Origin of the sequence: Pseudomonas sp. GW456-L13, from assembly GCF_017350115.1 — a bacterium.
Lineage (GTDB): Bacteria > Pseudomonadota > Gammaproteobacteria > Pseudomonadales > Pseudomonadaceae > Aquipseudomonas > Aquipseudomonas jessenii.
Window position 1 is genome coordinate 2,865,745 of the sequence record NZ_JACNAS010000001.1, and the last position, 26,940, is coordinate 2,892,684.

The following is a 26,940-nucleotide window of genomic DNA, read 5'->3' on the forward strand; positions in this document are numbered from 1 at the left end:
TTGGCTGCCAAGAAAAAACCTGCACCCAAGCGTGGCGCCAGCCGTTACCAAGCTCCTGCAAAGCAACCGATTCCGGGTTGGTTGTGGATGGTCATCGGCCTCACGGTCGGTGCGTTCCTTGTGTTTTTGATGAAACTGGAGCCGGGCAAGGGCAGCGACACGGTCAAGCGTGAAAAGGTCGAGCAACAGCAACAGCAGAAAGCCAGCAAGATCGCCGAGGCCAACAAGACCCCGCCGAGCCCGACGCAACCGGTGAAGCCGAAGTACGACTTCTACACCTTGCTGCCGGAATCGGAAGTCATCGTGCCGCCGGATGCCGTGCCGGAAAAAACCCTGCCGACGCCGCAAGTGCCTGCCATCCCGACCACGCCGGTCACCCCGGCCGAAGCGGCGAAGATCGACACCGCACGGGCCCAGGCTGCCTTGGCCGGGATTACTCCGCCTCCTGCACCACCGGTCAAGGCTGCGCCTGTGACGAAGTTTTTCCTGCAGGCTGGCTCGTTCCGCAAAGAGACTGATGCGGACAAGGTGCGGGCGCAGATCATCCTGCTGGGCCAGGCCGTGGCGGTTGAGTCCGGCACGGTGAAAGACGAAACCTGGTATCGGGTTCTGGTCGGGCCGTTCAGCAACCGCGAGCAACTGACCACCGCGCAGAAACAATTGGCGGGCGCAGGCTTCAGCAATTTGTTGTTACAACAACGCCAGAGCCGCTGATCCCTCCCTGTGGGCACCTTGCTTGAGGTTGCCCACAAACCCTGTGGCGAGGGGGCTTGCCCCCGCTGGGGTGCGAAGCGCCCCCAAACCCGGACACCACGTTGCTTCACAAATCCGGGATACCGGTTTTGCGGCCGCTGCGCGACCGAACGGGGGCGAGCCCCCTCACCACAGTTATTGCACGCCATTCGTCCCCCGCCGCTTCCTTCAGTTGAAATCCTCTCCACCACCCCCATATGAATGGGCATAAGGCATTTTCGCCCCGCTGCGTGGAGACTCTTCCCTTGACCACCATCGTTTCAGTTCGCCGCCACGGCAAAGTCGTCATGGGCGGCGACGGCCAGGTTTCCCTTGGTAATACCGTGATGAAAGGCAACGCGAAAAAAGTTCGCCGCCTGTACCACGGTCAGGTCATCGCCGGTTTTGCCGGTGCCACCGCCGACGCCTTTACCCTCTTCGAACGTTTCGAAGGCCAGCTTGAAAAACACCAGGGTCACCTGGTGCGCGCCGCGGTCGAACTCGCCAAAGAATGGCGCACCGACCGTTCCCTGAGCCGTCTTGAAGCCATGCTCGCGGTTGCCAACAAGGACGCCTCCCTGATCATCACCGGCAACGGCGATGTGGTTGAGCCCGAAGACGGCCTGATTGCCATGGGTTCCGGTGGCGCCTACGCCCAGGCCGCGGCCAGCGCGCTGCTGAAAAAGACCGACCTGTCAGCCCGGGAAATCGTCGAAACCGCCCTCGGTATCGCCGGCGACATCTGTGTATTCACCAACCACACCCAGACCATTGAGGAGCAGGACTGCGCCGAGTAAGCCCGTGCAGCCATCGCACCACGGCTCATTCTTGCTTGAGGTCCACTGAATATTATGTCCATGACTCCCCGTGAAATCGTCCACGAACTCAACCGCCACATCATCGGCCAGGACGATGCCAAGCGCGCCGTCGCCATTGCCCTGCGCAACCGCTGGCGCCGCATGCAACTGCCTGAAGAGCTGCGCGTTGAAGTAACGCCAAAGAACATCCTGATGATTGGCCCGACCGGTGTCGGTAAAACCGAGATCGCCCGTCGCCTGGCCAAACTGGCCAATGCGCCGTTCATCAAGGTCGAAGCGACCAAGTTCACTGAAGTCGGCTATGTCGGCCGCGACGTCGAATCGATCATTCGTGACCTGGCCGATGCCGCGATCAAGCTGCTGCGTGAACAGGAAATCGTCAAGGTTCGCCACCGCGCCGAAGACGCCGCCGAAGAGCGCATCCTCGATGCATTGCTGCCACCGGCGCGCATGGGCTTCAGCAGCGACGACGCCCCGACTGCCGATTCCAACACCCGCCAGCTGTTCCGCAAGCGCCTGCGTGAAGGTCAGCTGGATGACAAGGAGATCGAAATCGAGGTCGCCGAAATGGCCGGCGTCGATATCTCCGCGCCACCGGGCATGGAAGAAATGACCAACCAGTTGCAAAGCCTGTTTGCCAACATGGGCAAGGGCAAGAAGAAAGCCCGCAAGCTCAAGGTCAAGGAAGCGCTCAAGCTGGTGCGCGACGAAGAAGCCGGTCGCCTGGTCAACGATGAAGAGTTGAAGGCCAAGGCCCTGGAAGCGGTCGAGCAGCACGGTATCGTGTTCATCGACGAAATCGACAAGGTCGCCAAGCGTGGCAATTCCGGTGGCGTCGATGTGTCCCGCGAAGGCGTGCAGCGCGACCTGCTGCCGCTGATCGAAGGCTGCACCGTCAACACCAAGCTGGGCATGGTCAAGACCGACCACATCCTGTTCATTGCTTCGGGTGCGTTCCACCTGAGCAAGCCGAGCGACCTGGTGCCCGAGCTGCAAGGTCGTCTGCCGATCCGTGTCGAACTCAAGGCCCTGACCCCTGAGGATTTCGAACGCATCCTCAGCGAGCCTCACGCTTCGCTCACCGAGCAATACTGCGCTCTGCTGAAAACCGAAGGCCTGGGCATCGAGTTCCAGCCGAGCGGCATCAAGCGCATCGCGGAGATCGCCTGGCAGGTCAACGAGAAAACCGAAAACATCGGTGCCCGTCGCCTGCACACCCTGCTCGAGCGCCTGCTCGAAGAGGTGTCGTTCAGCGCCGGCGACCTGGCCAGCGCCCATGACGACAAGGTGATCCAGATCGACGCCGACTACGTCAACAGCCACCTGGGTGAATTGGCACAGAACGAAGACCTGTCCCGTTATATCCTGTAAGCCATACTTACAGCGATAGAGATCCTGTGGGAGCGAGCCTGTGGCGAGGGGGCTTGCCCCCGTTGGGGCGCGAAGCGCACCTAAAACCAGCCACCGCGATCCTGAATCAGAATGCGGTGATCGGTTTTACGACTGCTTCGCAGTCGAACGGGGGCAAGCCCCCTCGCCACAGGCTCGCTCCCACAAGGTTCTGCACAAGACGGACATCTGGCCATGATCCCCACCGACATCAAGCTGCACAAAGCCTCGAAAACCCTGACGCTCAAATACGCGTCCGGCGAGGAGTACACCCTGCCCGCCGAGTTCTTGCGCGTGCACTCTCCTTCCGCCGAGGTCCAGGGCCACGGCAAACCCATCCTGCAATTTGGCAAGATCAACGTAGGACTGACCAAGGTAGAACCCGCCGGTCAGTACGCACTGAAATTGACCTTCGATGACGGCCACGACAGCGGCTTGTTCACCTGGGAATATCTGTACGAGCTGGGGCGACGTTATGACGCACTCTGGGAAGATTATCTGGCCGAGCTAAAAGCCGCCGGAAAAACCCGCGATCCGAACGAATCCGTCGTCAGGCTGATGCTCTAATCCGAGCCTCTTGCTCTTTAGAGGGCATTTTCTAATTTCATCTGTTTGAATGCTCCGCTCCAGGGCCGCCGATTGGCCTGCTTGCGAAAAAAATTAAACTCGGGTAACCAATGGAACTGGCAAGTTCCCTGCAGTGCTCTCTGCATTAAAAAAGCAGCGATGCAGTATTAACGGTCACCCCGAGCAGTAGTACCTGGCATTGGCTGTGTGACTACACAGCAGGACCCGGTACTCGTCTCAGGACAATGGAGCGTCGTAGATGAGTAACAAGAATAACGATGACTTGAAGAGTCAAGCCTCGGAAAACACCTTGGGGCTAAATCCTGTCGTTGGACTGCGTGGAAAGGATCTACTGGCTTCTGCTCGAATGGTGCTCAGGCAGGCCATCAAGCAACCGATACACAGCGCCAGGCATGTCGCTCATTTCGGCCTTGAACTCAAGAACGTGCTGCTCGGCAAATCCGAGCTGCTGCCGACCAGCGATGACCGTCGCTTCGCGGATCCGGCCTGGAGCCAGAACCCGCTCTACAAACGTTATCTGCAAACCTACCTGGCGTGGCGCAAGGAACTCCACGACTGGATCGACGACAGTAACCTGCCGGCCAAGGACGTCAGCCGCGGGCACTTCGTGATCAACCTCATGACCGAGGCCTTCGCCCCGACCAACACGGCGGCCAACCCGGCGGCGGTCAAGCGCTTCTTCGAAACCGGCGGCAAGAGCCTGCTCGATGGCCTCTCGCACCTGGCCAAGGACCTGGTGCATAACGGCGGCATGCCGAGCCAGGTCAACATGGGTGCATTCGAGGTCGGCAAGACCCTTGGTGTGACCGAGGGCGCGGTGGTCTTTCGCAACGACGTGCTGGAGCTGATCCAGTACAAGCCGATCACCGAGCAGGTGCATGAACGCCCACTGCTGGTGGTACCGCCGCAGATCAACAAGTTCTACGTTTTCGACCTGAGCCCGGAAAAGAGCCTGGCGCGGTTCTGCCTGCGCAACAACATGCAGACCTTCATCGTCAGCTGGCGCAACCCGACCAAGGAGCAGCGCGAGTGGGGCCTGTCGACCTACATCGAAGCGCTCAAGGAAGCGGTTGATGTGGTCACCGCCATCACCGGCAGCAAAGACGTGAACATGCTCGGTGCCTGCTCCGGCGGCATCACCTGCACCGCGCTGCTGGGCCACTACGCGGCAATCGGCGAGAACAAGGTCAACGCCCTGACCCTGCTGGTCAGCGTGCTCGACACCACCCTGGACAGCGACGTGGCCCTGTTCGTCGACGAGCAAACCCTGGAAGCCGCCAAGCGCCAGTCGTACCAGGCCGGTGTACTCGAAGGCCGCGACATGGCGAAAGTCTTCGCCTGGATGCGCCCCAACGACCTGATCTGGAACTACTGGGTCAACAACTACCTGTTGGGCAACGAGCCGCCGGTATTCGACATTCTGTTCTGGAACAACGACACCACCCGGTTGCCCGCCGCGTTCCATGGCGACCTGATCGAGATGTTCAAAAGTAACCCGTTGACCCGTGCCGATGCACTGGAAGTGTGCGGTACGCCGATCGATCTGAAGAAGGTCACCGCCGACATCTTCTCGCTGGCCGGTACCAGCGACCACATTACCCCGTGGCGCTCCTGCTACAAGTCGGCGCAACTGTTCGGGGGCAACGTTGAATTCGTGCTGTCCAGCAGCGGACACATCCAGAGCATTCTGAACCCGCCGGGCAATCCGAAATCGCGCTACATGACCAGCACTGAAATGCCCGCCAATGCCGATGACTGGCAGGAAGAGTCGACCAAGCACGCCGACTCCTGGTGGCTGCACTGGCAGGCGTGGCAGGCACAGCGTTCGGGCAACCTGAAAAAAGCTCCGCTGAAATTGGGCAACAAGGCCTATCCCGCGGGTGAAGCCGCGCCAGGCACCTATGTGCATGAGCGCTAACTGACACACCTCGACTTCCCTGTGGGAGCGAGCTTGCTCGCGATGACGGTGGCAGGTTTGGCATATGCGCTGACTGACACTCCGCTATCGCGAGCAAGCTCGCTCCCACAAAGGGGTCAAGGAAGAATTTGAGAAAGCGACCCACAGGGCCAGAAGCATGCCGCAACCCTTCATATTCCGTACCGTCGATCTGGATGGCCAGACGCTCCGCACGGCGGTACGCCCCGGCAAGCCTCACTTGACGCCCCTGCTGATTTTCAACGGCATCGGCGCCAACCTGGAGCTGGTGTTCCCGTTCATCGCGGCACTGGACCCGGACCTGGAAGTCATCGCCTTCGACGTACCCGGCGTCGGCGGTTCGTCGACACCAAACCGGCCGTATCGCTTTCCGAGCCTTGCGAAGCTCACGGCGCGGATGCTCGACTATCTCGACTACGGGCAGGTCAACGTCATCGGCGTGTCCTGGGGGGGCGCCCTGGCCCAACAGTTCGCCTACGACTATCCGGAGCGCTGCAAGAAACTCGTGCTGGCGGCAACGGCGGCGGGTGCGGTGATGGTACCGGGCAAGCCGAAAGTGCTGTGGATGATGGCCAGCCCGCGACGCTACATCCAACCGTCCCACGTGATTCGCATTGCGCCGATGATCTACGGCGGCGCTTTCCGTCGCGACCCGACGCTGGCCGCGAGCCATGCGGCCAAGGTGCGTTCAGCGGGCAAGCTCGGATACTACTGGCAGCTGTTCGCCGGCCTCGGCTGGACCAGCATCCACTGGTTGCACAAGATCCGCCAGCCGACCCTGGTACTGGCCGGCGACGATGACCCGCTGATCCCGTTGGTCAACATGCGCTTGCTGGCCTGGCGGATCCCCAACGCCCAGTTGCACATCATCGATGACGGGCATTTGTTCCTGATTACCCGGGCCGAAGCGGTGGCCCCGATCATCATGAAATTCCTGGAAGAGGAGCGCCAGCGCGCGGTGATGCATCCGCGTCCGGCGCCATTGGGCAGCTAAACCGCTGCATCAGCGGCCGGCAGGACGCCACGCCGCGCAACAACCCGTTACAGCGTCTATGGTGTTCTGGTTCGGTGTGTTTGTTTTTAGCCTGAAGACGAAGGAGTGTTGACTCATGCGCGAGAAACCAGCGAGGGATTCCTTACCGACTCCCGCCGCGTTCATCAATGCACAGAGTGCGATTACCGGCCTGCGCGGTCGGGATCTGTTATCGACCCTGCGTAGTGTGGCCGCCCATGGCTTGCGCAATCCGGTGCACAGTGCCCGACATGCCCTCAAACTCGGCGGCCAGCTTGGTCGTGTGCTGCTGGGCGAAACCCTGCACCCGACCAACCCGCAGGACGCTCGCTTCACCGATCCGGCATGGAGCCTCAACCCGTTTTATCGGCGCAGCCTGCAGGCCTATCTTAGCTGGCAGAAACAGGTCAAGAGCTGGATCGACGAGAGCGACATGAGCCCGGACGACCGCGCCCGCGCCCACTTTGCGTTCACCTTGCTCAACGACGCCGTATCACCCTCCAACACCCTGCTCAATCCACTGGCGGTCAAGGAGCTCTTCAATTCCGGCGGTAACAGCCTGGTGCGTGGCATCAGCCATTTGGTGGACGATCTGCTGCACAACGACGGCCTGCCCCGGCAAGTCACCAAGCAAGCATTCGAGGTTGGCAAGACGGTCGCCACCTCCACCGGAGCCGTGGTGTTTCGCAACGAACTGCTGGAGTTGATCCAGTACAAACCGATGAGCGAAAAGCAGTATTCCAAGCCCCTGCTGGTGGTGCCGCCGCAAATCAACAAGTACTACATTTTCGACCTGAGCCCCCACAACAGCTTCGTCCAGTACGCGCTGAAAAACGGCCTGCAAACCTTCATGATCAGCTGGCGCAACCCGGATGTGCGTCACCGCGAATGGGGGCTGTCGACCTACGTGGAAGCGGTAGAAGAGGCCATGAATGTCTGCCGAGCGATCACCGGCGCACGGGAGGTCAACCTGATGGGCGCTTGCGCCGGCGGTCTGACCATTGCCGCGCTGCAAGGACACCTGCAGGCCAAACGGCAGCTGCGCAGGGTGTCCAGCGCAACTTACCTGGTGAGCCTGCTCGACAGTCAGATGGACAGCCCCGCGACGCTGTTCGCCGACGAACAGACTCTGGAAGCCGCCAAACGCCGCTCCTATCAGAAAGGTGTATTGGACGGCCGTGACATGGCCAAGGTCTTCGCCTGGATGCGCCCCAACGATTTGATCTGGAGCTACTTCGTCAACAACTACCTGTTGGGCAAGGAGCCACCGGCGTTCGACATTCTCTACTGGAACAACGACAACACGCGCCTGCCGGCCGCCCTGCATGGTGACCTGCTGGACTTTTTCAAGCACAACCCGCTGACTCATCCGGGCGGCCTGGAAGTGTGTGGCACGCCGATCGACTTGCAGAAGGTCACCGTCGACAGCTTCAGCGTCGCCGGCATCAACGATCACATCACGCCGTGGGACGCGGTGTATCGCTCGACGCTGTTGCTCGGTGGCGAGCGGCGCTTCGTGCTGTCCAACAGCGGCCATGTGCAGAGCATCCTCAACCCGCCGAGCAACCCGAAAGCCAACTACGTCGAGAACGGCAAATTCAGCAGCGACCCACGGGCCTGGTACTACGACGCCAAGCGTGTCGATGGCAGTTGGTGGACCCAATGGCTTGGCTGGATTCAGGAACGCTCCGGTGCGCAGAAGGAAACCCACATGGCGCTCGGCAACCAGAACTATCCACCGATGGAGGCAGCACCCGGTACTTACGTGCGCGTGCGCTGACGTTCAACGAGCCACGGCCACTGTCGGCCGTGGCAAGACCCGATCATTAAGAAGACTGGATGAAAACCCGCGACCGGATCCTGGAATGTGCCCTGCAGTTGTTCAATCAGAAGGGCGAACCGAATGTCTCCACCATGGAAGTTGCCAATGAGATGGGCATCAGCCCGGGCAACCTCTACTACCACTTCCACGGCAAGGAGCCTCTGATTCTCGGGCTGTTCGAGCGTTTCCAGGGCGAACTGGCCCCCTTGCTCGATCCACCGGCCGATGCCGAACTGGCACCCGAAGAATACTGGCTGTTCCTGCACCTGATCGTCGAACGCCTGTCCCACTACCGGTTCCTGTTCCAGGATCTGTCGAACCTCGCCGGGCGCCTGCCGAAACTGGCCAAGGGCATTCGCAACCTGCTCAATGCACTCAAGCGCACACTGGCGTCGCTGCTGGCACGGTTGAAGGCGCAAGGGCTGCTGGTCAGCGATACCCAGGCACTGGGGCAACTGGTGGAGCAGATCACCATGACGTTGCTTTTCTCACTGGACTATCAGCGGATTCTTGATCGTCAGGGCGAAGTGCGATTGGTGGTTTACCAGATCATGATGCTGGTGGCGCCGCACCTGCTGCCATCGATGAAGGCTGCGACCGAACAGATGGCGATGGAGTACCTGGAAGACCACGAATAACCCTGACACCCACCAACCCTGTGGGAGCGAGCTTGCTCGCGATGGCGGCGGATCAGCCAACATCAATGTTGAATGTGATGGCCTCATCGCGAGCAAGCTCGCTCCCACATTGGGCTTGTGTCGGTCAGAGATTCGCACACAAACAAAAACGCCCGACCTTCACAGGCCGGGCGTTTTCTTGAGCCCTGAAAATCAGGACTGACTGGTTGGCGTCGATGGAGCTGGCGCGACAGTCGGGGTGACCGCAGGGGTCGGTGCGGTAGCGGAGTTCGATGCGCTGACCGGAGCTGCCGGCGTTGCCGGTTTGGCAGCTGCCACTGCTGGTTTTGGCGCGGCGGCCTTTGGAGCTGCCGGCTTTTTCACCGCTGGTTTTTTCGCCGCAGCGGGTTTGGCCGCTGCAGTTTTCGCTGCAGGCTTGGCGGCCGGTTTAGCCGCTGGTTTGGCGGTGGCTTTTGCAGCCACCGGCTTGGCTGCAGGTTTGGCTGCGGCCGGTTTGGCGGCTGCAGTTTTAGCCGCAGGCTTGGCAGCAGGTTTAGCCGCTGCTTTTGCCAGTGGCTTGGCTGCGGTTTTGGCAGCAGGTTTGGCTGCCGCGGTTTTCGCCGCAACAGGCGCAACCTTGGCACCGGTCAGTTTTTCGATTTGCTTGGTCAGGGTTTCGACCTTGCTGTGCAGTGCCTTGACCTCGTTGCGGCTCGGTACGCCCAGACGCGAAATGGCGCTGTTCAGACGCTTGTCGAAAGCACCTTCCAGCTCATCCCACTTGCCCAGTGCGCGATCTTTCACGCCGCTGATGCGCGACTTGGCCGAAGAAGCGGAGTCCTTGGCGGCGTCGACAGTCTTGCCAACAGCGCTCTTGGTGAGCTTCTCGGCTTTCTCGCCGTCCTTAACCAATGCATCGAAGAGTTTGCTGCCGTCAGTGTCGATCTTCGAGTACACGCCTAAACCAGCCAGCCAGATTTTTCGGGAGTAATCTTCAACCTTCCCGATCCACGAGCTGCCTTCTTTTTCGGTTTTCTTTTTAACAGCCATCCCGTTCTCCTTAAGATTTACGCGCGACACGTTCGAGCAATGCCGTCAGCTCATCGAGCTTAGCAGAGAGTGTCTCAACGTCATGTTTAGACGGAATACCGATACGATTCAAGGTACTTGCGACACGCGTGTCGAACGCCTTCTCGACCTTGTCGAGTTGAACCTCGACCTTGCCTTTGAAAGTGCTGACTTCACTCTTGGCTTCATCGATCTCGGCATTGGCCGCTTCGAGCTTCTCAGCGACTACCTTTTTGCCTTTCTTTTCAACAACCTGACCAGCCTTGATCAGCTCCTGAAAGTACTCGCTGCCCTCTTGGCCGACCTTGGCGTAGGCACCCAGGCCTGCCAGCCAGATCTTGCGGGCATAGGATTTGACGTCGCCCAGCGTGCCGGTCGACGGGTCGATTTTTTTCTTCAAAATAACTTTGGCCATGGTGCACCTCACGCGCAGAAGGTTTGAGGAACTGCCCGGGAAAGTGTCGGGCTCTGGCACAAAGTAGGGAGAAAAATTAGAAACGGCACCCTAACAAATGACATAAACCTTTGAGAGCGCCACACAAAAAACTGTGGGAGCGAGCTTGCTCGCGATAGCGATTCATCAGTCAAAATTAATGTCGACTGACACTGCGCCATCGCGAGCAAGCTCGCTCCCACAGGGGATCTCAATACAGCTGGAGATCAGACCAACGCTTTATCCAGCGCCTTTTCGATTTCCGCTTTGATCATGCCGCTCATGGCCGACATCATCAGGCCCAGTTCCACGTCGACCTTGATCGAATCTTCACTGACATGCACCGCACCCTTCACACCCGAGCGCTTGAGGTTGAGGGTGTCGCCGGACCACTGCGGCTCCAGGCCATACTGATCGGAAAGTTTCTGCGCCAGCTTGTCGGCCTTCTCGCGAGCCGCTTCCTTACCCAGGCCATGGGCACGTTCAACACTAATACGGGCCATCAAATGACTCCTGCTTTATGGATGCTTTCCCGAGGCATCTTGACCTCTGCTGCGTCAAAACGTCCCGATGGTTGCCCATCTTACCTTCAGCCTTGCCAAGACAAAGCATGCCTTGGGGATTAGAATGTCGCGCATTCTCTTTTGGTGACAGCGATATGACTGATCAGCGCAAAGGCAGCGATGCCGAACCCACCACTCACTTCGGCTTCAAAAACGTTCCGGAAAGCCAGAAAGCGGAAAAAGTCGCTGAGGTTTTCCACTCGGTAGCCGCCAAGTACGACCTGATGAACGACCTTCTGTCGGGCGGCATGCACCGTCTGTGGAAGCGTTTCGCGATCGAACTGTCGGGCGTTCGTGCCGGTAACCGCGTGCTCGACATCGCCGGCGGCACTGGCGACCTGACCAGAAAATTCTCGCACCTGGTAGGCCCGACCGGCCAGGTCGTGTTGGCCGACATCAACGAATCCATGCTCAAGGTCGGTCGTGACCGCCTCCTGGACCTCGGTGTGGCCGGCAACGTCGAATTCGTCCAGGCCGACGCGGAAAAACTGCCGTTCCCGGACAACCATTTCGACTGCGTGACCATCGCCTTCGGCCTGCGCAACGTGACCCACAAGGAAGATGCCCTGCGCTCGATGCTGCGCGTGCTCAAGCCGGGCGGCCGCTTGTTGGTACTGGAGTTCTCCAAGCCGACCAACGCACTGATGTCCAAGGCCTACGATGCTTACTCGTTCGCCTTCATGCCGCTGATGGGCAAGCTGATCACCAACGACTCGGAAAGCTATCGCTACCTGGCCGAATCGATCCGCATGCACCCGAACCAGGAAACCCTGAAGTCGATGATGGTCGAGGCCGGTTTCGACCGCGTGACCTATCACAACATGACCGCAGGCATCGTTGCCCTGCACCGCGGCATCAAGCCCTGATGTTGCTCGCCGGCCTGCTCGCCAGCGTTGAACTCGGCCTGAACCGGGTGCTGCGTCTCGACAGCACGGCGCTGCCGCGGCTGGCGCATTTGACCGGCAAAGTGATTGCCGTCGATTGCCGCAGCCCGGTGCTGCAACTGTTCATCCTGCCTAGCGACGAAGGTCTGATGCTCGCCTCCCAGTGGGAAACCGGCGCCGACTGCACCTTGCGTGCACCGGCCTCGAGCCTGTTGAAACTGGCGATGAGCAAGGACAAGACCTCGGTCCTGCACGCCCCTGAAGTCGAACTCGACGGCGACAGCGGCGTGCTGCTGGAACTGGCGGCGATCCTCCAGGACCTGGAACTGGATTGGGAGTACGAACTCTCGCGCTGGCTGGGACCTGTGGCCACGCAACTGGTCGGCGGTCACCTGCGCAGCCGCGCCCGCTGGTATCAGCAAGGGTTCGCCAGCCTCAACCAGAACCTGGGCGAATACCTGGCCGAAGAATCGCGCACCCTCGTCGGCCAGCGCGAAGCCGAAGCCCGATTCAGTGAACTGGACCAGATCAAGCTCGATCTGGAACGTCTCGAGGCGCGTTTCGAGCGCCTTTCCCGATCCCTCGACCCAAGCGATAACGCATGAAGCTGCTTGCCGTCCGCCGTCTGTTGCGCATCCAGCGCGTCGTGATCCGCTACCGCCTCGATGACCTGCTGTTCGCCCTGCCGCTGCCCTGGTTCTTGCGGGCGCTGCGTTACGCCTTGCCGTGGCGCTGGTTCCCGCGCAAAACCCTGGACCTGAGCCGTGGCGCGCGCTTGCGCCTGGCGTTGCAGGACCTGGGGCCGATCTTCATCAAGTTCGGGCAGATCCTGTCCACTCGCCGCGACCTGTTGCCCGAGGACATCGCCGATGAACTGATGAAGCTGCAGGACCGCGTACCGCCATTCGACTCGCAAGTGTCGGTCAAGCTGATCGAAGAACAGCTGGGCAAGAAAATCAGCGAAGTCTTCAGCCGTTTCGACGTCGAACCGCTGGCCTCGGCCTCGGTGGCGCAGGTGCACGCCGCGCAACTGAAAACCGGTGAAGAAGTGGTGGTCAAGGTGATCCGCCCGGGCCTCAAACCGGTGATTGCCCAGGACCTGGCGTGGCTGTTCATCCTCGCCCGCGCCGCCGAAAAACTCTCGGCCGATGCGCGCCTGCTGCACCCGGTGGACGTGGTCAGCGATTATGAAAAAACCATCTACGACGAACTCGACCTGCTGCGCGAGGCGGCCAACGCCAGCCAGTTGAAGCGCAACTTCGACGGTTCGCCGCTGCTGTACGTACCGCAAGTCTATTGGGACTGGTGCCGGCCGAAAGTGCTGGTGATGGAACGCATCTACGGTATTCAGGTTACCGATCTGGCGACTCTGGCCGACCAGCGCACGGACATGAAAATGCTCGCCGAGCGTGGCGTGGAGATTTTCTTCACCCAGGTGTTCCGCGACAGTTTCTTCCACGCCGACATGCACCCCGGCAACATTTTCGTCAGCACCGTGAATCCGTGGAGCCCGCAGTACATTGCGATCGACTGCGGCATCGTCGGCAGCCTTACCCCGGAAGACCAGGATTACCTGGCACGCAACCTGTTCGCCTTCTTCAAGCGCGATTACCGTCGCGTGGCGCAGTTGCACATCGATTCGGGCTGGGTGCCGGCGGAAACCAAGCTCAACGAATTCGAAGCGGCGATCCGTACCGTGTGCGAGCCGATCTTCGAAAAACCGTTAAAAGATATTTCCTTCGGTCAGGTGCTGATGCGCCTGTTCCAGACTGCGCGCCGCTTCAACATGGAAGTGCAGCCACAGCTGGTCCTGCTGCAAAAAACCCTGTTGAACATCGAAGGCCTGGGCCGCCAGCTGTACCCGGACCTCGATCTATGGAACACCGCTCAGCCATTCCTCGAACGCTGGATGCGCGAGCGGGTCAGCCCCAAAGCCCTGCTCGGCAACGTGCACAGCCAATTCGAACAGATCCCGCACCTGGCCAACATGGCCCGCGACCTGCTCGAACGCATGTCCCAACCCCACGCCTACGACCCGCCGCCACCGTGGCGTCGACGCCGTGACGACTGGTTCCTGCGCCTGCTCGGTACGGCCCATCTGGCCGGTGGCGCCGTCCTTGCCGCTGGCGGACCGCTGAACCAGTTGGCCTATTGGCCGGCGGGAATCATGATGGCGGTCGGTTTGTATCTGGTCGTGCGCCGATAGCCAGTTGTGTGAACGACTGGCACACTGTTTGAACGCCTGAGCTCGGCTATTGAAGTGTCGAGCCCGCTGTCGGAGTCGAAGATGAAAAACTGGCTGGACGAGATCAAGTGGGACGCTGACGGCCTGGTGCCGGCCATTGCCCAGGATCACAAGACCGGGCGCGTCCTGATGATGGCCTGGATGAACCGCGAAGCACTGGAACTGACCGCTGCCGAGAACCGTGCCATTTACTGGTCACGTTCCCGTGGCAAGCTGTGGCGCAAGGGCGAAGAGTCCGGCCATGTGCAAACCCTGCACGAGATGCGCCTGGACTGCGACGCCGACGTCATCATCCTGATGGTCGAGCAGATCGGCGACATCGCCTGTCATACCGGCCGCCAGAGCTGCTTCTACCGCGTCTATGAGAACGGCGACTGGACAACCGTCGACCCGGTCCTGAAAGATCCGCACGCCATCTATTCCGCAGGGCACAAACATGAGTGACACTCTCACCCGCCTCGCCGAGGTACTGGAGGAGCGCAAAGGCGCCGCCGCCGACAGCTCGTATGTCGCCAGCCTGTACCACAAGGGCTTGAACAAGATTCTGGAAAAAGTCGGCGAAGAGTCGGTCGAAACCATCATCGCCGCCAAGGACGCCGCCGTCAGCGGCGACTGCAGCGATGTGATCTACGAAACCGCCGACCTGTGGTTCCACAGCATGGTCATGCTCGCCCAATTGGGGCAGCATCCACAGGCTGTACTCGATGAACTGGACCGTCGTTTCGGTCTCTCCGGACACGCCGAGAAAGCCTCGCGCCCGTCCGCCTGAATAACTATTAGAGAGGAGCAGCAGCATGGGCATTTTTGACTGGAAACACTGGGTCGTCATCCTGGTTGTCGTGGTACTGGTGTTCGGCACCAAGAAACTGAAAAACCTCGGCACTGACGTCGGCGAGTCGATCAAGGGCTTCCGCAAAGCCATGAACGACGATGAAAAACCGGCCGACCCGAACGCGACCCCGGCCCAACCGGTTCCTCCGGTTCAGCCACAGGCATCCGTGAACCAGCCGCACACCATCGACGTGCAGGCACAGAAAGTCGAAGAGCCGATCCGCAAAGACGTGTGAGCACTGACTAATGTTTGGTATCAGCTTCTCTGAACTGCTGCTCGTCGGCCTCGTCGCCCTGCTGGTGCTGGGTCCCGAGCGCTTGCCGGGCGCTGCGCGCACCGCCGGCCTGTGGGTCGGGCGCCTGAAGCGCAGCTTCAACGCAATCAAACAGGAAGTTGAACGTGAAATCGGTGCCGACGAGATTCGTCGGCAACTGCACAACGAGCACATCCTGTCGCTTGAGCAGGAGGCGCGGAAAATCTTCACGCCGACCCAGCAGGAGCCGACGCCGGTGGAACATGTGGGTACGCAGACGATTCTTGCGCCTGCCGCGGCTGTCGACCCGACACCTGCTCCGATGGCGGAACCTGCGCCTGTTGTGACAGCGATGCCGGTTGAACCCGTTGCTCCAGCCGCCGCGCCGACAACGCCAGCGCCCAATGACACCACTTTGCCGCCGCGAGCCCCATGAGCGATCTCCCTGAAAACGACCAGCACATGCCGCTGGTTTCGCACCTCACCGAGTTGCGTACCCGTCTGCTGCGCTGCGTAGCGGCGATCTTCATCATCTTTGCCGGGCTGTTTGCCTTTACCCAGCAGATCTACACCTTCGTCTCCACGCCGCTGCGCGCGTACCTGCCCGCTGGCGCGACGATGATTGCCACTGACGTGTCGTCGCCGTTCCTGACGCCACTGAAGCTGACGATGATGGTCTCGCTGTTCCTGGCCATTCCGGTGATCCTGCACCAGATCTGGGGTTTCATCGCCCCCGGCCTGTACAAGCATGAAAAGCGCATCGCCGTGCCCTTGCTGGTCTCCAGCATCTTTCTGTTCTACGCCGGCATGGCTTTCGCCTATTTCCTGGTGTTCCCGCTGATCTTCAAATTCTTCGCTGCCGCCACCCCGGCCGGCGTGGAAATGATGACCGACATCACTAGCTACCTCGATTTCGTCATGACGTTGTTCTTCGCCTTTGGCGTAGCGTTCGAGATTCCGGTGGCCGTGGTGCTGCTGGTGTGGATCGGCGTGGTCGATGTCAAATACCTGAAGAAAATCCGTCCGTACGTGATCATCGGCTGCTTCGTGGTCGGCATGATCCTGACACCACCGGACATCTTCTCGCAGACCCTGCTGGCCGTTCCGATGTGGCTGTTGTTCGAGATCGGCATCCTGTTCGGCAGCCTGATCAGCAAGCGCGGCGACCATCCGGAAGACCAACCGGCTGACGATCACAACGACCAGCCGCCAGCGACCCAAGCGTGAACCTGCTGCTCCTCGAAGAGGCCGATTTCATTGCGGCCGACCGCGCGATCCTGCGTGATCGCCGGTTGACCCACATGCAGGAAGTCCACCGCTGCGAAGTCGGTGACAGCATGCGCGTCGGGCGAATCGGCGGTTTGATGGGGTCGGCCGAAGTGCTGCGTCTGGACGCCGACGAAGCGGAATTGCGCGTCACCCTCGACCAGCAACCACCGGCCAAGCTGCCATTGACCCTGGTATTGGCCCTGCCACGGCCCAAGATGCTGCGCAGGGTGTTCCAGACCGTGGCGGCCATGGGTGTGCCACGGGTCGTGCTGGTCAACAGCTATCGCGTCGAGAAGAGCTTCTGGCAGACCCCGTTCCTGGAGCCAGAGGCGATTCGCGAGCAGTTAATCCTCGGCCTGGAACAGGCGCGGGACAGCGTGTTGCCGGAAGTCGTGATCGAGAAGCGCTTCAAGCCCTTCGTCGAAGACCGTCTGCCCGCGATCACCGAAGGCACCCTCGGCCTGGTGGGGCATCCGGGCAATTACCCGCCCTGCCCTCGCGCACTCAGCGAACCGGTGACCCTGGCCATCGGCCCCGAGGGTGGCTGGATTCCCTACGAGATCGACCTGCTGGGCAAATCCGGCCTGCAACCGGTGCAACTGGGCGAGCGCATCCTGCGGGTCGAAACCGCCGTGACCGCGTTGCTGGCACGCCTCTTTTAAATCCAGACACTGTCCCTGTGGGAGCGAGCTTGCTCGCGATAGCGGAGTAACAGTCGACATCCGTGTTGCCTGAAACAACGCCATCGCGAGCAAGCTCGCTCCCACAGGTCAACATTTGCCACAGATGATCACTTGCCCGTACATCGGGAGCCACCTACAGAATCCAGCCCTCCTGCCGATAAAGCCCCCATAAAACCATTGTTTGGTCCGGGGAGTTTCAGCATGTACCAATGGCTAGCCGAGAATCTGGGAAACGTCAGCGTCAAACGCAAGCTGGGGATCGGCTTCGGTCTGGTGCTGCTGCTGACCCTGCTGATCACCTTCACCGGCTGGAGCGGCCTGAGCGGCGTGACCAGCCGCGGCGATAAACTGGGGTTCATCGCCAGTCTCAACGACCTGACCAAGGACCTGCGCATTGCACGCCTGGATTACGAGATGCGTCGCGGCGAACAAGGTCCCGGCGCCGTCAACGATCTGTTAGGCAAACTCGAAAGCGGCCTGCAGACCGCCCGCGGCCTGATCGAGCAACCGGCCGATACGGCCATGGCGGATCAACAACTGGCCGCTGTCGCCGAATACCGCCGCGCCTTCAACGACATGACCCAGGCCGGCGCCCAGCGTGAAGACGCCCGCAGAAAGCTCGGCGCCACTGCCGACAATGCCGTGGCCCGCGTCGCCGAAGTGGAAAAATCCATGCTGCAAGGTGACAGCGTAGCGGCGTTCAACAGCGTGATCGACCTGAGCAAACTGATCCAGCAGGCGCGCTTCCAGGTTCGCGGCTACACCTACAGCGGCAAGAGCGAAGCCGAACAGCCAGCCCTCGACGCGATCGAAAACGCCCTGAAGAACCTCGAGAGCCTGCCGACCAAACTGCCTGAAGAACACATCGCCAACCTGCAACAGGCAACTGACTCGCTGAGGGCCTATCGCGCCGCCGTCAGCCAGTTCCGCGACTCCCAGGTGACCAGCGCCAAGGCCCTGGCACGCATGTCCACCCAAGGCGACATCCTGTTGGACATGAGCCAGAAACTCACCATCTCGCAAACCGTCGTGCGTGACACCGACGCCGCTCATGCCAAGAACATGCTGACCCTCGCCACCGTGCTGGCCATCGCCTTCGGCCTGCTGGCCGCCTGGGCGATCACCCGGCAGATCATCATTCCATTGAACCAGACCCTGATCGTGGCCCAGCGCGTCGCCAGTGGCGACCTGACCCACAACCTGACGTCGCAGCGCCGCGACGAACTCGGCCAGTTGCAGCGGGCCATGCAAAGCATGACCCAAGGGCTGCGCGAACTGATCGGCGGCATCAGCGATGGCGTTACGCAGATCGCCAGCGCCGCTGAAGAGCTGTCTGCCGTCACCGAGCAGACCAGCGCCGGGGTCAACAGTCAGAAGGTCGAAACCGATCAGGTCGCAACCGCCATGAACGAAATGGCCGCCACCGTGCAGGAAGTGGCGCGCAACGCCGAAGAAGCCTCCGAAGCCGCCGTCGCCGCCGATCAGCAGGCCCGGGAGGGCGACAAAGTCGTCGGCGAAGCCATCGCCCAGATCGAACGCCTGGCCGCGGAAGTCGGTCACTCCACCGAGGCCATGGGCGAACTCAAACGCGAAAGCGACAAGATCGGCAGCGTGCTCGACGTCATCAAGTCCGTGGCCCAGCAAACCAACCTGCTGGCGCTCAACGCGGCGATTGAAGCCGCCCGCGCCGGTGAAGCCGGGCGTGGTTTTGCCGTGGTGGCAGACGAAGTCCGCAGCCTGGCCCAGCGCACCCAGAAGTCCACCGAAGAGATCGAAGAGCTGATCGTCGGCCTGCAAAACGGCACCCAGCAAGTGGCGACCATCATGGACAACAGCCGCACCCTGACCGACAGCAGCGTCGAACTGACCCGCCGTGCCGGCGGTTCACTGGAAAGCATCACCCGCACGGTGTCGGCGATCCAGGCGATGAACCAGCAGATCGCCGCGGCTGCCGAACAGCAAAGCGCCGTGGCGGAGGAGATCAACCGCAGCGTGCTGAATGTGCGGGATGTGTCGGATCAGACCTTGGCAGCCAGTGAGGAGACGGCAGCGTCCAGCGTTGAGCTGGCGCGGTTGGGGACGCATTTGCAGATGTTGGTGGGGCGGTTCAAGGTTTGAGGTGAGCACGAAGCCCCCCGTAGATGAAAAAAGGCCGGTATCTCACATGCCGGCCGACCTGCGACTTCCAGCCCGAACAAAAGCATTAAGAAATTAATGACTTAAGCTTTAACACCAATACATTAGCTATGTCCGTACTACTATCAGTTCTGATAGTTATGTAAATTTTTTAAACAGCGCACTATTTAGCTCCTGCCCATTTTTCAGGAGCACAACCATGAGCAATGACCTGATCGACACTTCTGACACCTCAGAAACACCAACGCCTAACGACATCGTCCCCTACACCAACTACAGCCGCTGGATGACTGATATCGCTTCAGAGATCGCATTGCTCAAGCTGCACCAATTGGCAATTCCTGGCTCACACAACTCTGGCGCCGACAGAGCCGGGATGATCCCTATTGGAAAAGAATGGGCTGCCAATCAGGATAACACCTTCCCGCAGCAACTCGCCGCTGGGGCACGCTATCTTGACTTGCGCCTCTACGACAGTAGTTATAAAAAAACCATCGGCAATAAGTTTCCAACCTATAAATTCATTGAAATATTCGAATTCAAACACGGTCTTTCTGCAGGAAGACGCCTGGAACATTTAGTGCGTGATGTAAAAAACTTCGTGACCGCCAACCCTGGCGAAATTGTGATTCTTGACTTTTACAAATATGACCGAGGTAGAAATTACGCTTATAACAGCCTTCAACGCTGCTTACCGTACTTTACGCCAATCAAGGGGCTTTTGATTCCACCATCAGCCAGTGACTCCAACATTTACACCATCCGCAGTCAACACCCTGGGCGCAGCATTATTCTACACTTTCCCCATAACAACCCGAATGGCAACTGGCAAAGTGAATGGATCCAAAGAGAGCAGATATGGCAATCCTTTAACCGCCAATGGAGAGATGATGCCACGCCCGAAAACATAGAATCACTCGTTATCGACTCAATGGCTTCACCACCAACAATTCCTTATTGGATACTGGACGCATCCGTTTACGGCGTCGGCGGCCCCATGTACTTGAATAAAAATCACTCTATTCGGATAGAAACATTCAAAGAGGGTCATCTAAATGCCAAAATACTCCAGGTCGACTTCATTGAAAGGCCAGATACAAAGATTTCCGTTACCGACAACTGCATCGCCCTGAACAGGAGAAGAGCAAGGGACAATACGAAGCCGAGCGCCCCCTCCAACTTTAATGTCATTGCAAAAAACGAGACAGTGGTCGACGGACAATTTCAGAATACTCTACAGTTCAAATGGAATCCGGCAATCGATGACTTGGGCGTGCGTGAATATCACATCTATCGTAATGACGCGCATTTCGCGACAACCAGTCACGCCACTTACGAGCACCAAAATTTTGCCCTAAAGAATTACACCTTCAAAGTTAAAGCCATCGACAACCTAGATAATCACTCAGACTTTTCTCCGGCATTTGATCTTGTTCAAGACACTATACCGCCAACCATACCGGGACAAATTTTTGTTACCAGATTTGCGAGCTATAGCTGCATCATAAGCTGGGGCCACTCAATCGACGCAGCGGGAATACAAAGCTACGAACTATATCTAAACGGGACTCTCAAAGATATCATTCCATATAGAGACAGCCCTTATGCTTCCGTAACTTATGTCGACATCAACCTACACCAGCAGAACGAAGTTAAAATACGCGCCAAAGACAATAATGGATTTTATTCTGAATACACAACCAGCACACTTTACCCAAACCCCGTCTTATCAAACCCGACACACTACATAGTTGGGTACGACGAGGTAACGGAGAAATATGAAATCAAGGTCGTGTGGAACGTAACTGAACACGCCATTTTTTTCCCTGACCTCTCGTACGAAGCCGATGATACGGGTCAACCTTACTATCCAATTTCGGGAGAAGGGCCGTCTTTTAGCTACCAGGTCAGTGAAGGCCAATACATATCACATAGATGCCGCATGATAAATTCTGGAGAGTTTGACAGAGGTACTCCTTACGACTTTTATTTTTCCGGAATACGTCCAGAACCAGAGACCAACTTGACTATCACCTCTCGCACTCAATCAGGCACTTCCCTCTCCTGGACTCCGTCGACCAGCACGAATCTTAAAAATTATGCAATTTCGCTAAACGAGGAGCCGCCTATTCTCGTTGCAAGCGCTGAGACTACTTATGTATTTCAAGAGCTGCCACTAAACGAAAGCTACACGGTTGAAATGTGGGCCATTAATATATACGGCGCCTGCTCTATAACTGAATCGATCACAATTGAGCCTGTTGATGGTACGTCACCCGGCGCGCCCCGTAACTTCCGATTTACACCCTTTACCCCTAACATAGACTGGGATCCACCCTCTGGAACCGTGACCGGGTACAAAATCGTTGTAACCGACTCTCAGGGATGGTCAGACCATTACACTACCGACACCACAAGTCTAAAACCAACACTGCGAGCACTCGTTTCTTATCACGTTAGAATTACCGCTCAGAATAATGCAGGTGAATCACCGCCATTGACAGCGAACATCCCAGCGATACGTCCGCTCGCGCCAGGAAGACCAGCTAATTTCCGTTATCAACAGGCGCCTTTTTTTCCTGTTACCCTTCATTGGGATAAACCAACCGGAAATATCAGCTGGTACAAGATAATGTTGAGAGGTCCCGGTGGTGGTGAATGGGACTTTCAGACACCAGAGCCCAAGCTTAGTACGTATTTAATTCCAAGTGCCCGGTACGAAGTACGGATCATCGCGCACAACGACATAAGCGGATCGCCACCCTTATTCGCTGAACTAACCACATTGTAAGTGGTTTTATGTCAATACAACTAACACGGCATCTCACAAGCATGAAACTCAAACCGACACCGTGATTCGCTTACAAAACCTGCTTCAAAAACGCCTGCGGAGTTCTTCGGTGCCTCGAAGAACTCCGCAGGCGTGCCCTCCCCCAAGAATGTCCTTATCAAAGCCTAACTGCACCTGAAGCTTGGCGTCGTACAGATCGTTTCTGATCTTCGATGATCCGTTCCAACGCTCCGTATCTTTCGATACGGAGCGTTTTTAGGCTCTGCGTAGATTGCTAGGTTTTCACACAGTCTGTTTCGCGGTTTTTTTCATTACGCCAACTGAGGCTGTACGCTCAACGGCTTGAGCGGCAACAACGGTGCATGGGGGTCGGCCTTCACCGATTTGCGCCACGCGCCCAGCCACTCTGGATGGCCTTCGTTCCAGACCTGCTCATGCAGGCGGGCCAATGCCACCGGGTCGCTCAACAACTGCACACGCTCGTTGTTGGTCAGGCCTTCCGGTCCGACCTTCATAGCGTGGCGTACCCGCTCCACCCGCAGCCATTCAATTGGCTCGGCCTCGCGGTGACGGGAAGTCGCCAGCGAGCACGCCAGGGCGTTCTGCTGTGGATCGACCACCGAACGGACGAAGCCGTCGCTCAGCGCGTGCCAGCGGTTTTCGTGGGTGTACTGGTCGGTCGCCAGCAGTGCCTGCGGCGGATTGTATTCCTCAGGGATCAGGAACAGGTTCTCGTCACGGGACTTCAGGCCCAGGCCGACACGGCTGGAGATCACCGACACCGGGATCGACAGCATCAGCGAACCGACGATCGGCACCAGCCACCACAGGAAGCTCGGGTTCAGCCAGATCACCAGCAAGGCCCAGAAGAAGCCCAGCAAGGTTTGCGGACCGTGGCGCTTGACCGCCTCGCTCCATGGTGTGGAGTCGTCGTCACGCTGCGGGGAATTCCACGTTGCGGCCCAGCCGAGGAACGCGGCGAGGACGAAACGGGTGTGGAAGATCATCCGTACCGGCGCCAGCAGCATGGAGAACAGCATCTCCAGGAGCATCGACAGGGTCACCTTGAACTTGCCGCCGAACTCTTTCGCACCCTTGGCCCAGATCAGGATGATGCTCAACAGCTTCGGCAGGAACAGCAGCACGATGGTGGTCGAGAACAGCGCGATCGCCTTGTCCGGATGCCATTGTGGCCACAGCGGATAGAGCTGACGCGGCTCAAGGAAGTATTGCGGTTCCATCAGCGTGTTGACCGCCAGCAGCGCGGTCGACAGCACCAGGAAGAAGAACCACAACGGCGCCGACAGGTAGGACATCACGCCGGTCAGGAACACCGCGCGGTGCACCGGGTGCATGCCCTTGACCAGGAACAGGCGGAAGTTCATCAGGTTGCCATGGCACCAGCGACGGTCGCGCTTGAGTTCGTCCAGCAGGTTCGGCGGCAGTTCTTCATAGCTGCCCGGCAAATCGTAGGCAATCCACACGCCCCAGCCGGCACGACGCATGAGCGCGGCTTCGACGAAGTCGTGGGACAGAATCGCACCGGCGAATGCGCCTTTACCGGGCAATGGCGCCAGGGCGCAGTGCTCGATGAACGGCTTCATGCGGATGATCGCGTTGTGGCCCCAGTAGTGCGATTCGCCCAACTGCCAGAAGTGCAGGCCGGCAGTGAACAGCGGACCGTACACGCGGGTGGCGAACTGCTGCATGCGAGCATAAAGGGTGTCCATGCCCGACGCACGCGGCGCGGTCTGGATGATCCCGGCGTCCGGCGTGGCTTCCATCAGGCGTACCAGACTGGTCAGGCACTCACCGCTCATCACGGAGTCGGCGTCGAGTACGACCATGTACTTGTAGTCACCGCCCCAACGACGGCAGAAGTCGTCGAGGTTGCCGCTTTTACGTTTTACGCGACGACGGCGGCGGCGATAGAAAATCTTGCCGAAGCCCCCGGCTTCGCGGCAGACATCAAGCCAGGCCTGTTGCTCGGCGACGCAGATATCGGCGTCGTTACTGTCGCTGAGGACGAAGAAGTCGAAGCGGTCCAGGTCACCCGTGGCTGCAACCGACTCGAAGGTCGCCCGCAGGCCGGCGAATACCCGTGGCACGTCTTCGTTGCAGATCGGCATCACCAGCGCGGTGCGCGCATCCTTTGGAATCGGCTCGTTACCAGCACTTTTACCGGAGATGCGGTATTTATCGTGCCCGGTTAGCAACTCGAGAAAGCCCATCAGCGCGGTCCAGAAACCGGCCGAAACCCAGCAGAACAGGATCCCGAACAGGATCAGGATGCTGGTCTGCAATGCATATGGCAGCACTTGGGTGGCGGTTTGCAGTAACGGTTGGTGCAAGACTTCGTCGAGGTCGACGAATGACCAGCCCTGGTAAGGCATGAGGCCTTTCATGAACCAGCCGGCGACGATGGTCTGACCGAGCATCAGTACCAGCAGAATGTAGCGGCGGATCGAACCGACGGTGCGCCAGCGCGCGGCCGGCAGCACGTTCTCGTCTTTCGGCGGCTTCGGCGGATTGGTGCGACCGGTCAGACGCCGCCAGCCGCGCACCAGAATATTGGTGCGCCACGGCTCCGGCACGACCTTGGTCCGACGAATCGGTGGGGTCGCCTTAAGGCAGACGCGACCGCTGGCGTCGAGCACCAGCATTTCGGCGTCCTGCAATTCTTCGGCAGTGCTCAGGGTCAAGCGCTTGCCGACCGAAGCCTGGGCGGCCTCGGCTGGCGCGTCGAAAGTCGAGGACGACAGACGCTCATGCAGTTCACTGAAAGACCTGCAGCCCGCGAGTTCCGCGCGCTGCTGGTCGGTCATCGGCAGATGCGCCAGATACTCGGAAAGAGTTTCTGGCCGTACTTGAGAGTTACTCATCGGCAGGCAACTGATAGCTCCAGGTCTCGGTCAGGACTTCTTCAGTCGGGGCCGATTCCGGTGTGGCTGGGGCCGCGTCGGCAGCGACAGGCTGCTTGGCGTCTTTATTGGCCTTGTCCTTGGCATCTGCAACAGGCTTGGCTTCGGCCTGCTTGGCCTCCGCTTGCCTGGCTTCCTTGTCCGCTTTCTCTTGTTGCTTGGCGGCAACCTTGTCGGCCTTGGCAACCGACGAGTTCGACGACGGAATAGAAGTCTTGGCCAGGTCCGCCGGCACGATGTTCTGCACCAGCGCGGCACGCATCTCCGTGGACTTGCTCGGATCCTTGATCTTCAACCGCAAGGTCAGGCGCCAGCCTTTGGTTTCAGGATTATAGCGAACGCTGTTTTCCACCAGCTCGGCGTTGTCGCCGACGCTGACCTGGCTGCGAACGTCCGCTTCGGCCGGCAAAGCCGCCAGGGACGGGCCTTCAAAGTCCACCAGGTAGGCAACGCTGCCGTCCGGCTGACGAATCAGGTTGGACTGTTTGACGTCACCAGTGGAGCGCAGGGTCTGTTTGACCCAGGCGCTGTCCGGCGCGTGAATCGAGGCTTCATCCATGGTCCAGTGCATACGATAAGCGACATCGAGCGGCTGGCCAGGTTCCGGCAATTTTTCCGGATTCCAGAAAGCAACGATGTTGTCGTTGGTTTCATCGGCGGTCGGAATCTCGACCAGGTCGACCGTGCCCTTGCCCCAGTCACCCTTCGGCTCGATCCAGGCGCTTGGGCGCTTGTCGTAGCGGTCGTCGAGGTCTTCGTAGTGGCTGAAGTCGCGGCCACGTTGCAGCAGACCGAAGCCACGCGGGTTTTCAACGCTGAAGTTGCTCACGGCCAGGTGCTTCGGATTGTTCAGCGGACGCCAGATCCACTCGCCGTTGCCGGCATGGATCGCCAGGCCGCTGGAATCGTGCAGCTCGCGACGGTAGTTCAGTACTTTCGACGGTTGGTTGGCGCCGAACAGGAACATGCTGGTCAACGGGGCGATGCCCAGTTTGCCGACCTTGTCACGCAGGAACATCTGCGCTTTGACGTCGACGATGGTGTCGCTGCCCGGACGCAGGGTCAGGCGGTAGGCACCGGTGGCACGAGGGGAATCCAGCAGGGCGAAGATCACCAGGTGCTTGTCGCCCGGCTTGGGCTGCTGAATCCAGAACTCGCGGAAACGCGGGAATTCTTCGCCGGACGGCAATGCGGTATCAAGCGCCATGCCGCGAGCGGACAAACCATAGACATGACCCTTGCCGACGACGCGGAAGTAGCTCGCGCCAAGCATGGTCATGATTTCGTCTTGCTTGTCGGCCTTGTTGATCGGGTACAGCACACGGAAACCGGCATAACCCAGTTGTTCGGTGGCCTTTGGATCGAACTTCATATCGCCGAAGTCGAAACGACTCGGATCGTATTTGATCTCTTCGACGGTGTTCGCGGTGATTTCGTTGATTTTCACCGGCGTATCGAAATGCATGCCCTGGTGATAGAAGGACAGCTTGAACGGCGTCTTCTGGTCAGCCCACTCGGCTTTTTCCGTCAGAAAACGAATTTTCTGATAGTCCGCGAATTTCATGTCGCGGAACTCGTTCGGCAGGTTACTGCGCGGCGCTTCGAATTTCTGCGCGGCCAGTTCTTTTGCCTTGACCGATACATCATCCAGACTGAATGCCCAAAGCTGACCGGCGCTGAGCAGGCAGAGCAGTGCAGAGCCCGCTACCAGGGCGCTGCGTAACCGTTTGGCAGACAATTTTGGTGCGTTACAGGGACTAACAATCACGAGCAACCCTCGCCGAAAACAGATCAAAAAACCAACGGCCAGTTAAAGGGCCTGCACGGTGTACGGTATGAAAAAACCGCCCTTGCAAACCACTCTTGCCAAGTTGGCGAGCATTGTTCCGACTCCGCTGTGGCGAAATGATTCCCCAATCGGATCCGGACAAGTCTCTACCTAAGTCAA

24 protein-coding genes and 1 pseudogene are annotated in these 26,940 nt (G+C 59.1%); 20 read left to right on the forward strand and 5 right to left on the reverse strand.

The window, feature by feature from the left end:
* From J4D25_RS12890 to J4D25_RS12925, 8 genes are all read left to right on the forward strand, one after another.
* On the forward strand, nucleotides 1-714 hold the full coding sequence (locus tag J4D25_RS12890; protein ID WP_057712359.1) for an SPOR domain-containing protein: 714 nt from the start codon (nucleotides 1-3) through the stop codon (nucleotides 712-714).
* 284 nt (nucleotides 715-998) lie between these two features.
* Nucleotides 999-1,529 (forward strand): ATP-dependent protease subunit HslV, encoded by a 531-nt coding sequence (gene hslV / locus J4D25_RS12895; protein ID WP_007975582.1) that lies wholly within the window; start codon nucleotides 999-1,001, stop codon nucleotides 1,527-1,529.
* A gap of 54 nt (nucleotides 1,530-1,583) precedes the next feature.
* Nucleotides 1,584-2,921 (forward strand): HslU--HslV peptidase ATPase subunit, encoded by a 1,338-nt coding sequence (gene hslU, locus J4D25_RS12900; protein WP_057712360.1) that lies wholly within the window; start codon nucleotides 1,584-1,586, stop codon nucleotides 2,919-2,921.
* 213 nt (nucleotides 2,922-3,134) lie between these two features.
* On the forward strand, nucleotides 3,135-3,506 hold the full coding sequence (locus tag J4D25_RS12905; protein ID WP_057712361.1) for a gamma-butyrobetaine hydroxylase-like domain-containing protein: 372 nt from the start codon (nucleotides 3,135-3,137) through the stop codon (nucleotides 3,504-3,506).
* Between the two features lie 259 nt (nucleotides 3,507-3,765).
* The gene (gene phaC / locus J4D25_RS12910; protein WP_057712362.1) at nucleotides 3,766-5,445 is read left to right on the forward strand and encodes a class II poly(R)-hydroxyalkanoic acid synthase; all 1,680 of its coding nucleotides are present in this window, start codon (nucleotides 3,766-3,768) and stop codon (nucleotides 5,443-5,445) included.
* A gap of 157 nt (nucleotides 5,446-5,602) precedes the next feature.
* Complete coding sequence (phaZ, locus tag J4D25_RS12915) at nucleotides 5,603-6,457, forward strand: poly(3-hydroxyalkanoate) depolymerase (protein ID WP_057712363.1); 855 nt, start codon at nucleotides 5,603-5,605, stop codon at nucleotides 6,455-6,457.
* Between the two features lie 115 nt (nucleotides 6,458-6,572).
* Nucleotides 6,573-8,255, forward strand: coding sequence for a class II poly(R)-hydroxyalkanoic acid synthase (gene phaC / locus J4D25_RS12920; RefSeq protein WP_057712364.1), 1,683 nt, complete (start codon nucleotides 6,573-6,575; stop codon nucleotides 8,253-8,255).
* A gap of 59 nt (nucleotides 8,256-8,314) precedes the next feature.
* On the forward strand, nucleotides 8,315-8,935 hold the full coding sequence (locus J4D25_RS12925) for a TetR/AcrR family transcriptional regulator (protein WP_057712365.1): 621 nt from the start codon (nucleotides 8,315-8,317) through the stop codon (nucleotides 8,933-8,935).
* A gap of 192 nt (nucleotides 8,936-9,127) precedes the next feature.
* On the opposite strand, the gene J4D25_RS12930 is transcribed toward J4D25_RS12925, so the two are convergent.
* The 3 genes from J4D25_RS12930 to J4D25_RS12940 form a co-directional block, all read right to left on the reverse strand.
* Nucleotides 9,128-9,964 (reverse strand): phasin family protein, encoded by an 837-nt coding sequence (locus J4D25_RS12930; RefSeq protein WP_057712366.1) that lies wholly within the window; start codon nucleotides 9,962-9,964, stop codon nucleotides 9,128-9,130.
* Nucleotides 9,965-9,974: 10 nt separating this feature from the next.
* Nucleotides 9,975-10,397 (reverse strand): phasin family protein, encoded by a 423-nt coding sequence (locus J4D25_RS12935; RefSeq protein ID WP_057712367.1) that lies wholly within the window; start codon nucleotides 10,395-10,397, stop codon nucleotides 9,975-9,977.
* 245 nt (nucleotides 10,398-10,642) lie between these two features.
* Nucleotides 10,643-10,918 carry a polyhydroxyalkanoic acid system family protein gene (locus J4D25_RS12940; protein ID WP_015093124.1) on the reverse strand — a complete coding sequence of 92 codons (276 nt, stop codon included), beginning with the start codon at nucleotides 10,916-10,918 and terminating at the stop codon, nucleotides 10,643-10,645.
* A gap of 155 nt (nucleotides 10,919-11,073) precedes the next feature.
* Here J4D25_RS12940 and ubiE point away from each other — a divergent pair, with 155 nt between their 5' ends.
* The 12 genes and pseudogenes from ubiE to J4D25_RS12995 all read left to right on the forward strand — a co-directional run bounded on the left by ubiE (nucleotide 11,074) and on the right by J4D25_RS12995 (nucleotide 22,071).
* Nucleotides 11,074-11,844: a bifunctional demethylmenaquinone methyltransferase/2-methoxy-6-polyprenyl-1,4-benzoquinol methylase UbiE gene (gene ubiE / locus J4D25_RS12945; RefSeq protein ID WP_007975568.1), complete on the forward strand. Its 771-nt coding sequence runs from the start codon at nucleotides 11,074-11,076 to the stop codon at nucleotides 11,842-11,844.
* Nucleotides 11,844-12,467, forward strand: coding sequence for an SCP2 domain-containing protein (locus tag J4D25_RS12950; protein WP_057712368.1), 624 nt, complete (start codon nucleotides 11,844-11,846; stop codon nucleotides 12,465-12,467). Before ubiE ends, J4D25_RS12950 begins: the two co-directional genes overlap by 1 nt.
* Complete coding sequence (ubiB, locus tag J4D25_RS12955) at nucleotides 12,464-14,068, forward strand: ubiquinone biosynthesis regulatory protein kinase UbiB (RefSeq protein ID WP_057712369.1); 1,605 nt, start codon at nucleotides 12,464-12,466, stop codon at nucleotides 14,066-14,068. The genes J4D25_RS12950 and ubiB overlap by 4 nt, the downstream gene beginning before the upstream one ends.
* 81 nt (nucleotides 14,069-14,149) lie before the next feature.
* Complete coding sequence (gene hisI, locus J4D25_RS12960; RefSeq protein ID WP_007989281.1) at nucleotides 14,150-14,551, forward strand: phosphoribosyl-AMP cyclohydrolase; 402 nt, start codon at nucleotides 14,150-14,152, stop codon at nucleotides 14,549-14,551.
* On the forward strand, nucleotides 14,544-14,876 hold the full coding sequence (locus J4D25_RS12965; protein WP_007975564.1) for a phosphoribosyl-ATP diphosphatase: 333 nt from the start codon (nucleotides 14,544-14,546) through the stop codon (nucleotides 14,874-14,876). Before hisI ends, J4D25_RS12965 begins: the two co-directional genes overlap by 8 nt.
* A gap of 25 nt (nucleotides 14,877-14,901) precedes the next feature.
* Nucleotides 14,902-15,174, forward strand: a complete 273-nt coding sequence (locus J4D25_RS12970; RefSeq protein ID WP_057712370.1) for a twin-arginine translocase TatA/TatE family subunit — start codon at nucleotides 14,902-14,904, stop codon at nucleotides 15,172-15,174.
* Between the two features lie 10 nt (nucleotides 15,175-15,184).
* On the forward strand, nucleotides 15,185-15,628 hold the full coding sequence (gene tatB, locus J4D25_RS12975) for a Sec-independent protein translocase protein TatB (protein ID WP_057712371.1): 444 nt from the start codon (nucleotides 15,185-15,187) through the stop codon (nucleotides 15,626-15,628).
* Nucleotides 15,625-16,419 carry a twin-arginine translocase subunit TatC gene (gene tatC / locus J4D25_RS12980; protein WP_057712372.1) on the forward strand — a complete coding sequence of 265 codons (795 nt, stop codon included), beginning with the start codon at nucleotides 15,625-15,627 and terminating at the stop codon, nucleotides 16,417-16,419. The genes tatB and tatC overlap by 4 nt, the downstream gene beginning before the upstream one ends.
* Nucleotides 16,416-17,123, forward strand: a complete 708-nt coding sequence (locus J4D25_RS12985; protein ID WP_057712373.1) for a 16S rRNA (uracil(1498)-N(3))-methyltransferase — start codon at nucleotides 16,416-16,418, stop codon at nucleotides 17,121-17,123. Before tatC ends, J4D25_RS12985 begins: the two co-directional genes overlap by 4 nt.
* Before the next feature lie 222 nt (nucleotides 17,124-17,345).
* Nucleotides 17,346-18,407: pseudogene (locus J4D25_RS27305) on the forward strand (methyl-accepting chemotaxis protein); the annotation flags it as partial.
* Nucleotides 18,408-18,548: 141 nt separating this feature from the next.
* Nucleotides 18,549-19,262 (forward strand): methyl-accepting chemotaxis protein, encoded by a 714-nt coding sequence (locus J4D25_RS27310; RefSeq protein ID WP_373423040.1) that lies wholly within the window; start codon nucleotides 18,549-18,551, stop codon nucleotides 19,260-19,262.
* Between the two features lie 217 nt (nucleotides 19,263-19,479).
* On the forward strand, nucleotides 19,480-22,071 hold the full coding sequence (locus J4D25_RS12995; protein WP_057712375.1) for a fibronectin type III domain-containing protein: 2,592 nt from the start codon (nucleotides 19,480-19,482) through the stop codon (nucleotides 22,069-22,071).
* A 311-nt stretch (nucleotides 22,072-22,382) separates the two neighbouring features.
* Here the strand turns inward: J4D25_RS12995 and mdoH are convergent, their stop codons facing one another.
* On the reverse strand, nucleotides 22,383-24,953 hold the full coding sequence (gene mdoH / locus J4D25_RS13000) for a glucans biosynthesis glucosyltransferase MdoH (protein ID WP_057712376.1): 2,571 nt from the start codon (nucleotides 24,951-24,953) through the stop codon (nucleotides 22,383-22,385).
* A complete protein-coding gene (locus J4D25_RS13005) occupies nucleotides 24,946-26,760 on the reverse strand; it encodes a glucan biosynthesis protein G (protein ID WP_057712377.1) in 1,815 nt (604 codons plus the stop codon). Before J4D25_RS13005 ends, mdoH begins: the two co-directional genes overlap by 8 nt.
* Nucleotides 26,761-26,940 lie beyond the last annotated feature (180 nt).

Coding starts and splice junctions, on each gene's coding strand:
- hslU (WP_057712360.1), top strand. CDS start 1,584: ATGTCCATGACTCCCCGTGAAATCGTCCACGAACTCAACCGCCACATC.
- J4D25_RS12905 (WP_057712361.1), top strand. CDS start 3,135: ATGATCCCCACCGACATCAAGCTGCACAAAGCCTCGAAAACCCTGACG.
- phaC (WP_057712362.1), top strand. CDS start 3,766: ATGAGTAACAAGAATAACGATGACTTGAAGAGTCAAGCCTCGGAAAAC.
- phaZ (WP_057712363.1), top strand. CDS start 5,603: ATGCCGCAACCCTTCATATTCCGTACCGTCGATCTGGATGGCCAGACG.
- phaC (WP_057712364.1), top strand. CDS start 6,573: ATGCGCGAGAAACCAGCGAGGGATTCCTTACCGACTCCCGCCGCGTTC.
- J4D25_RS12925 (WP_057712365.1), top strand. CDS start 8,315: ATGAAAACCCGCGACCGGATCCTGGAATGTGCCCTGCAGTTGTTCAAT.
- J4D25_RS12930 (WP_057712366.1), bottom strand. CDS start 9,964: ATGGCTGTTAAAAAGAAAACCGAAAAAGAAGGCAGCTCGTGGATCGGG.
- J4D25_RS12935 (WP_057712367.1), bottom strand. CDS start 10,397: ATGGCCAAAGTTATTTTGAAGAAAAAAATCGACCCGTCGACCGGCACG.
- J4D25_RS12940 (WP_015093124.1), bottom strand. CDS start 10,918: ATGGCCCGTATTAGTGTTGAACGTGCCCATGGCCTGGGTAAGGAAGCG.
- ubiE (WP_007975568.1), top strand. CDS start 11,074: ATGACTGATCAGCGCAAAGGCAGCGATGCCGAACCCACCACTCACTTC.
- J4D25_RS12950 (WP_057712368.1), top strand. CDS start 11,844: ATGTTGCTCGCCGGCCTGCTCGCCAGCGTTGAACTCGGCCTGAACCGG.
- ubiB (WP_057712369.1), top strand. CDS start 12,464: ATGAAGCTGCTTGCCGTCCGCCGTCTGTTGCGCATCCAGCGCGTCGTG.
- hisI (WP_007989281.1), top strand. CDS start 14,150: ATGAAAAACTGGCTGGACGAGATCAAGTGGGACGCTGACGGCCTGGTG.
- J4D25_RS12965 (WP_007975564.1), top strand. CDS start 14,544: ATGAGTGACACTCTCACCCGCCTCGCCGAGGTACTGGAGGAGCGCAAA.
- J4D25_RS12970 (WP_057712370.1), top strand. CDS start 14,902: ATGGGCATTTTTGACTGGAAACACTGGGTCGTCATCCTGGTTGTCGTG.
- tatB (WP_057712371.1), top strand. CDS start 15,185: ATGTTTGGTATCAGCTTCTCTGAACTGCTGCTCGTCGGCCTCGTCGCC.
- tatC (WP_057712372.1), top strand. CDS start 15,625: ATGAGCGATCTCCCTGAAAACGACCAGCACATGCCGCTGGTTTCGCAC.
- J4D25_RS27310 (WP_373423040.1), top strand. CDS start 18,549: ATGAACGAAATGGCCGCCACCGTGCAGGAAGTGGCGCGCAACGCCGAA.
- J4D25_RS12995 (WP_057712375.1), top strand. CDS start 19,480: ATGAGCAATGACCTGATCGACACTTCTGACACCTCAGAAACACCAACG.
- mdoH (WP_057712376.1), bottom strand. CDS start 24,953: ATGAGTAACTCTCAAGTACGGCCAGAAACTCTTTCCGAGTATCTGGCG.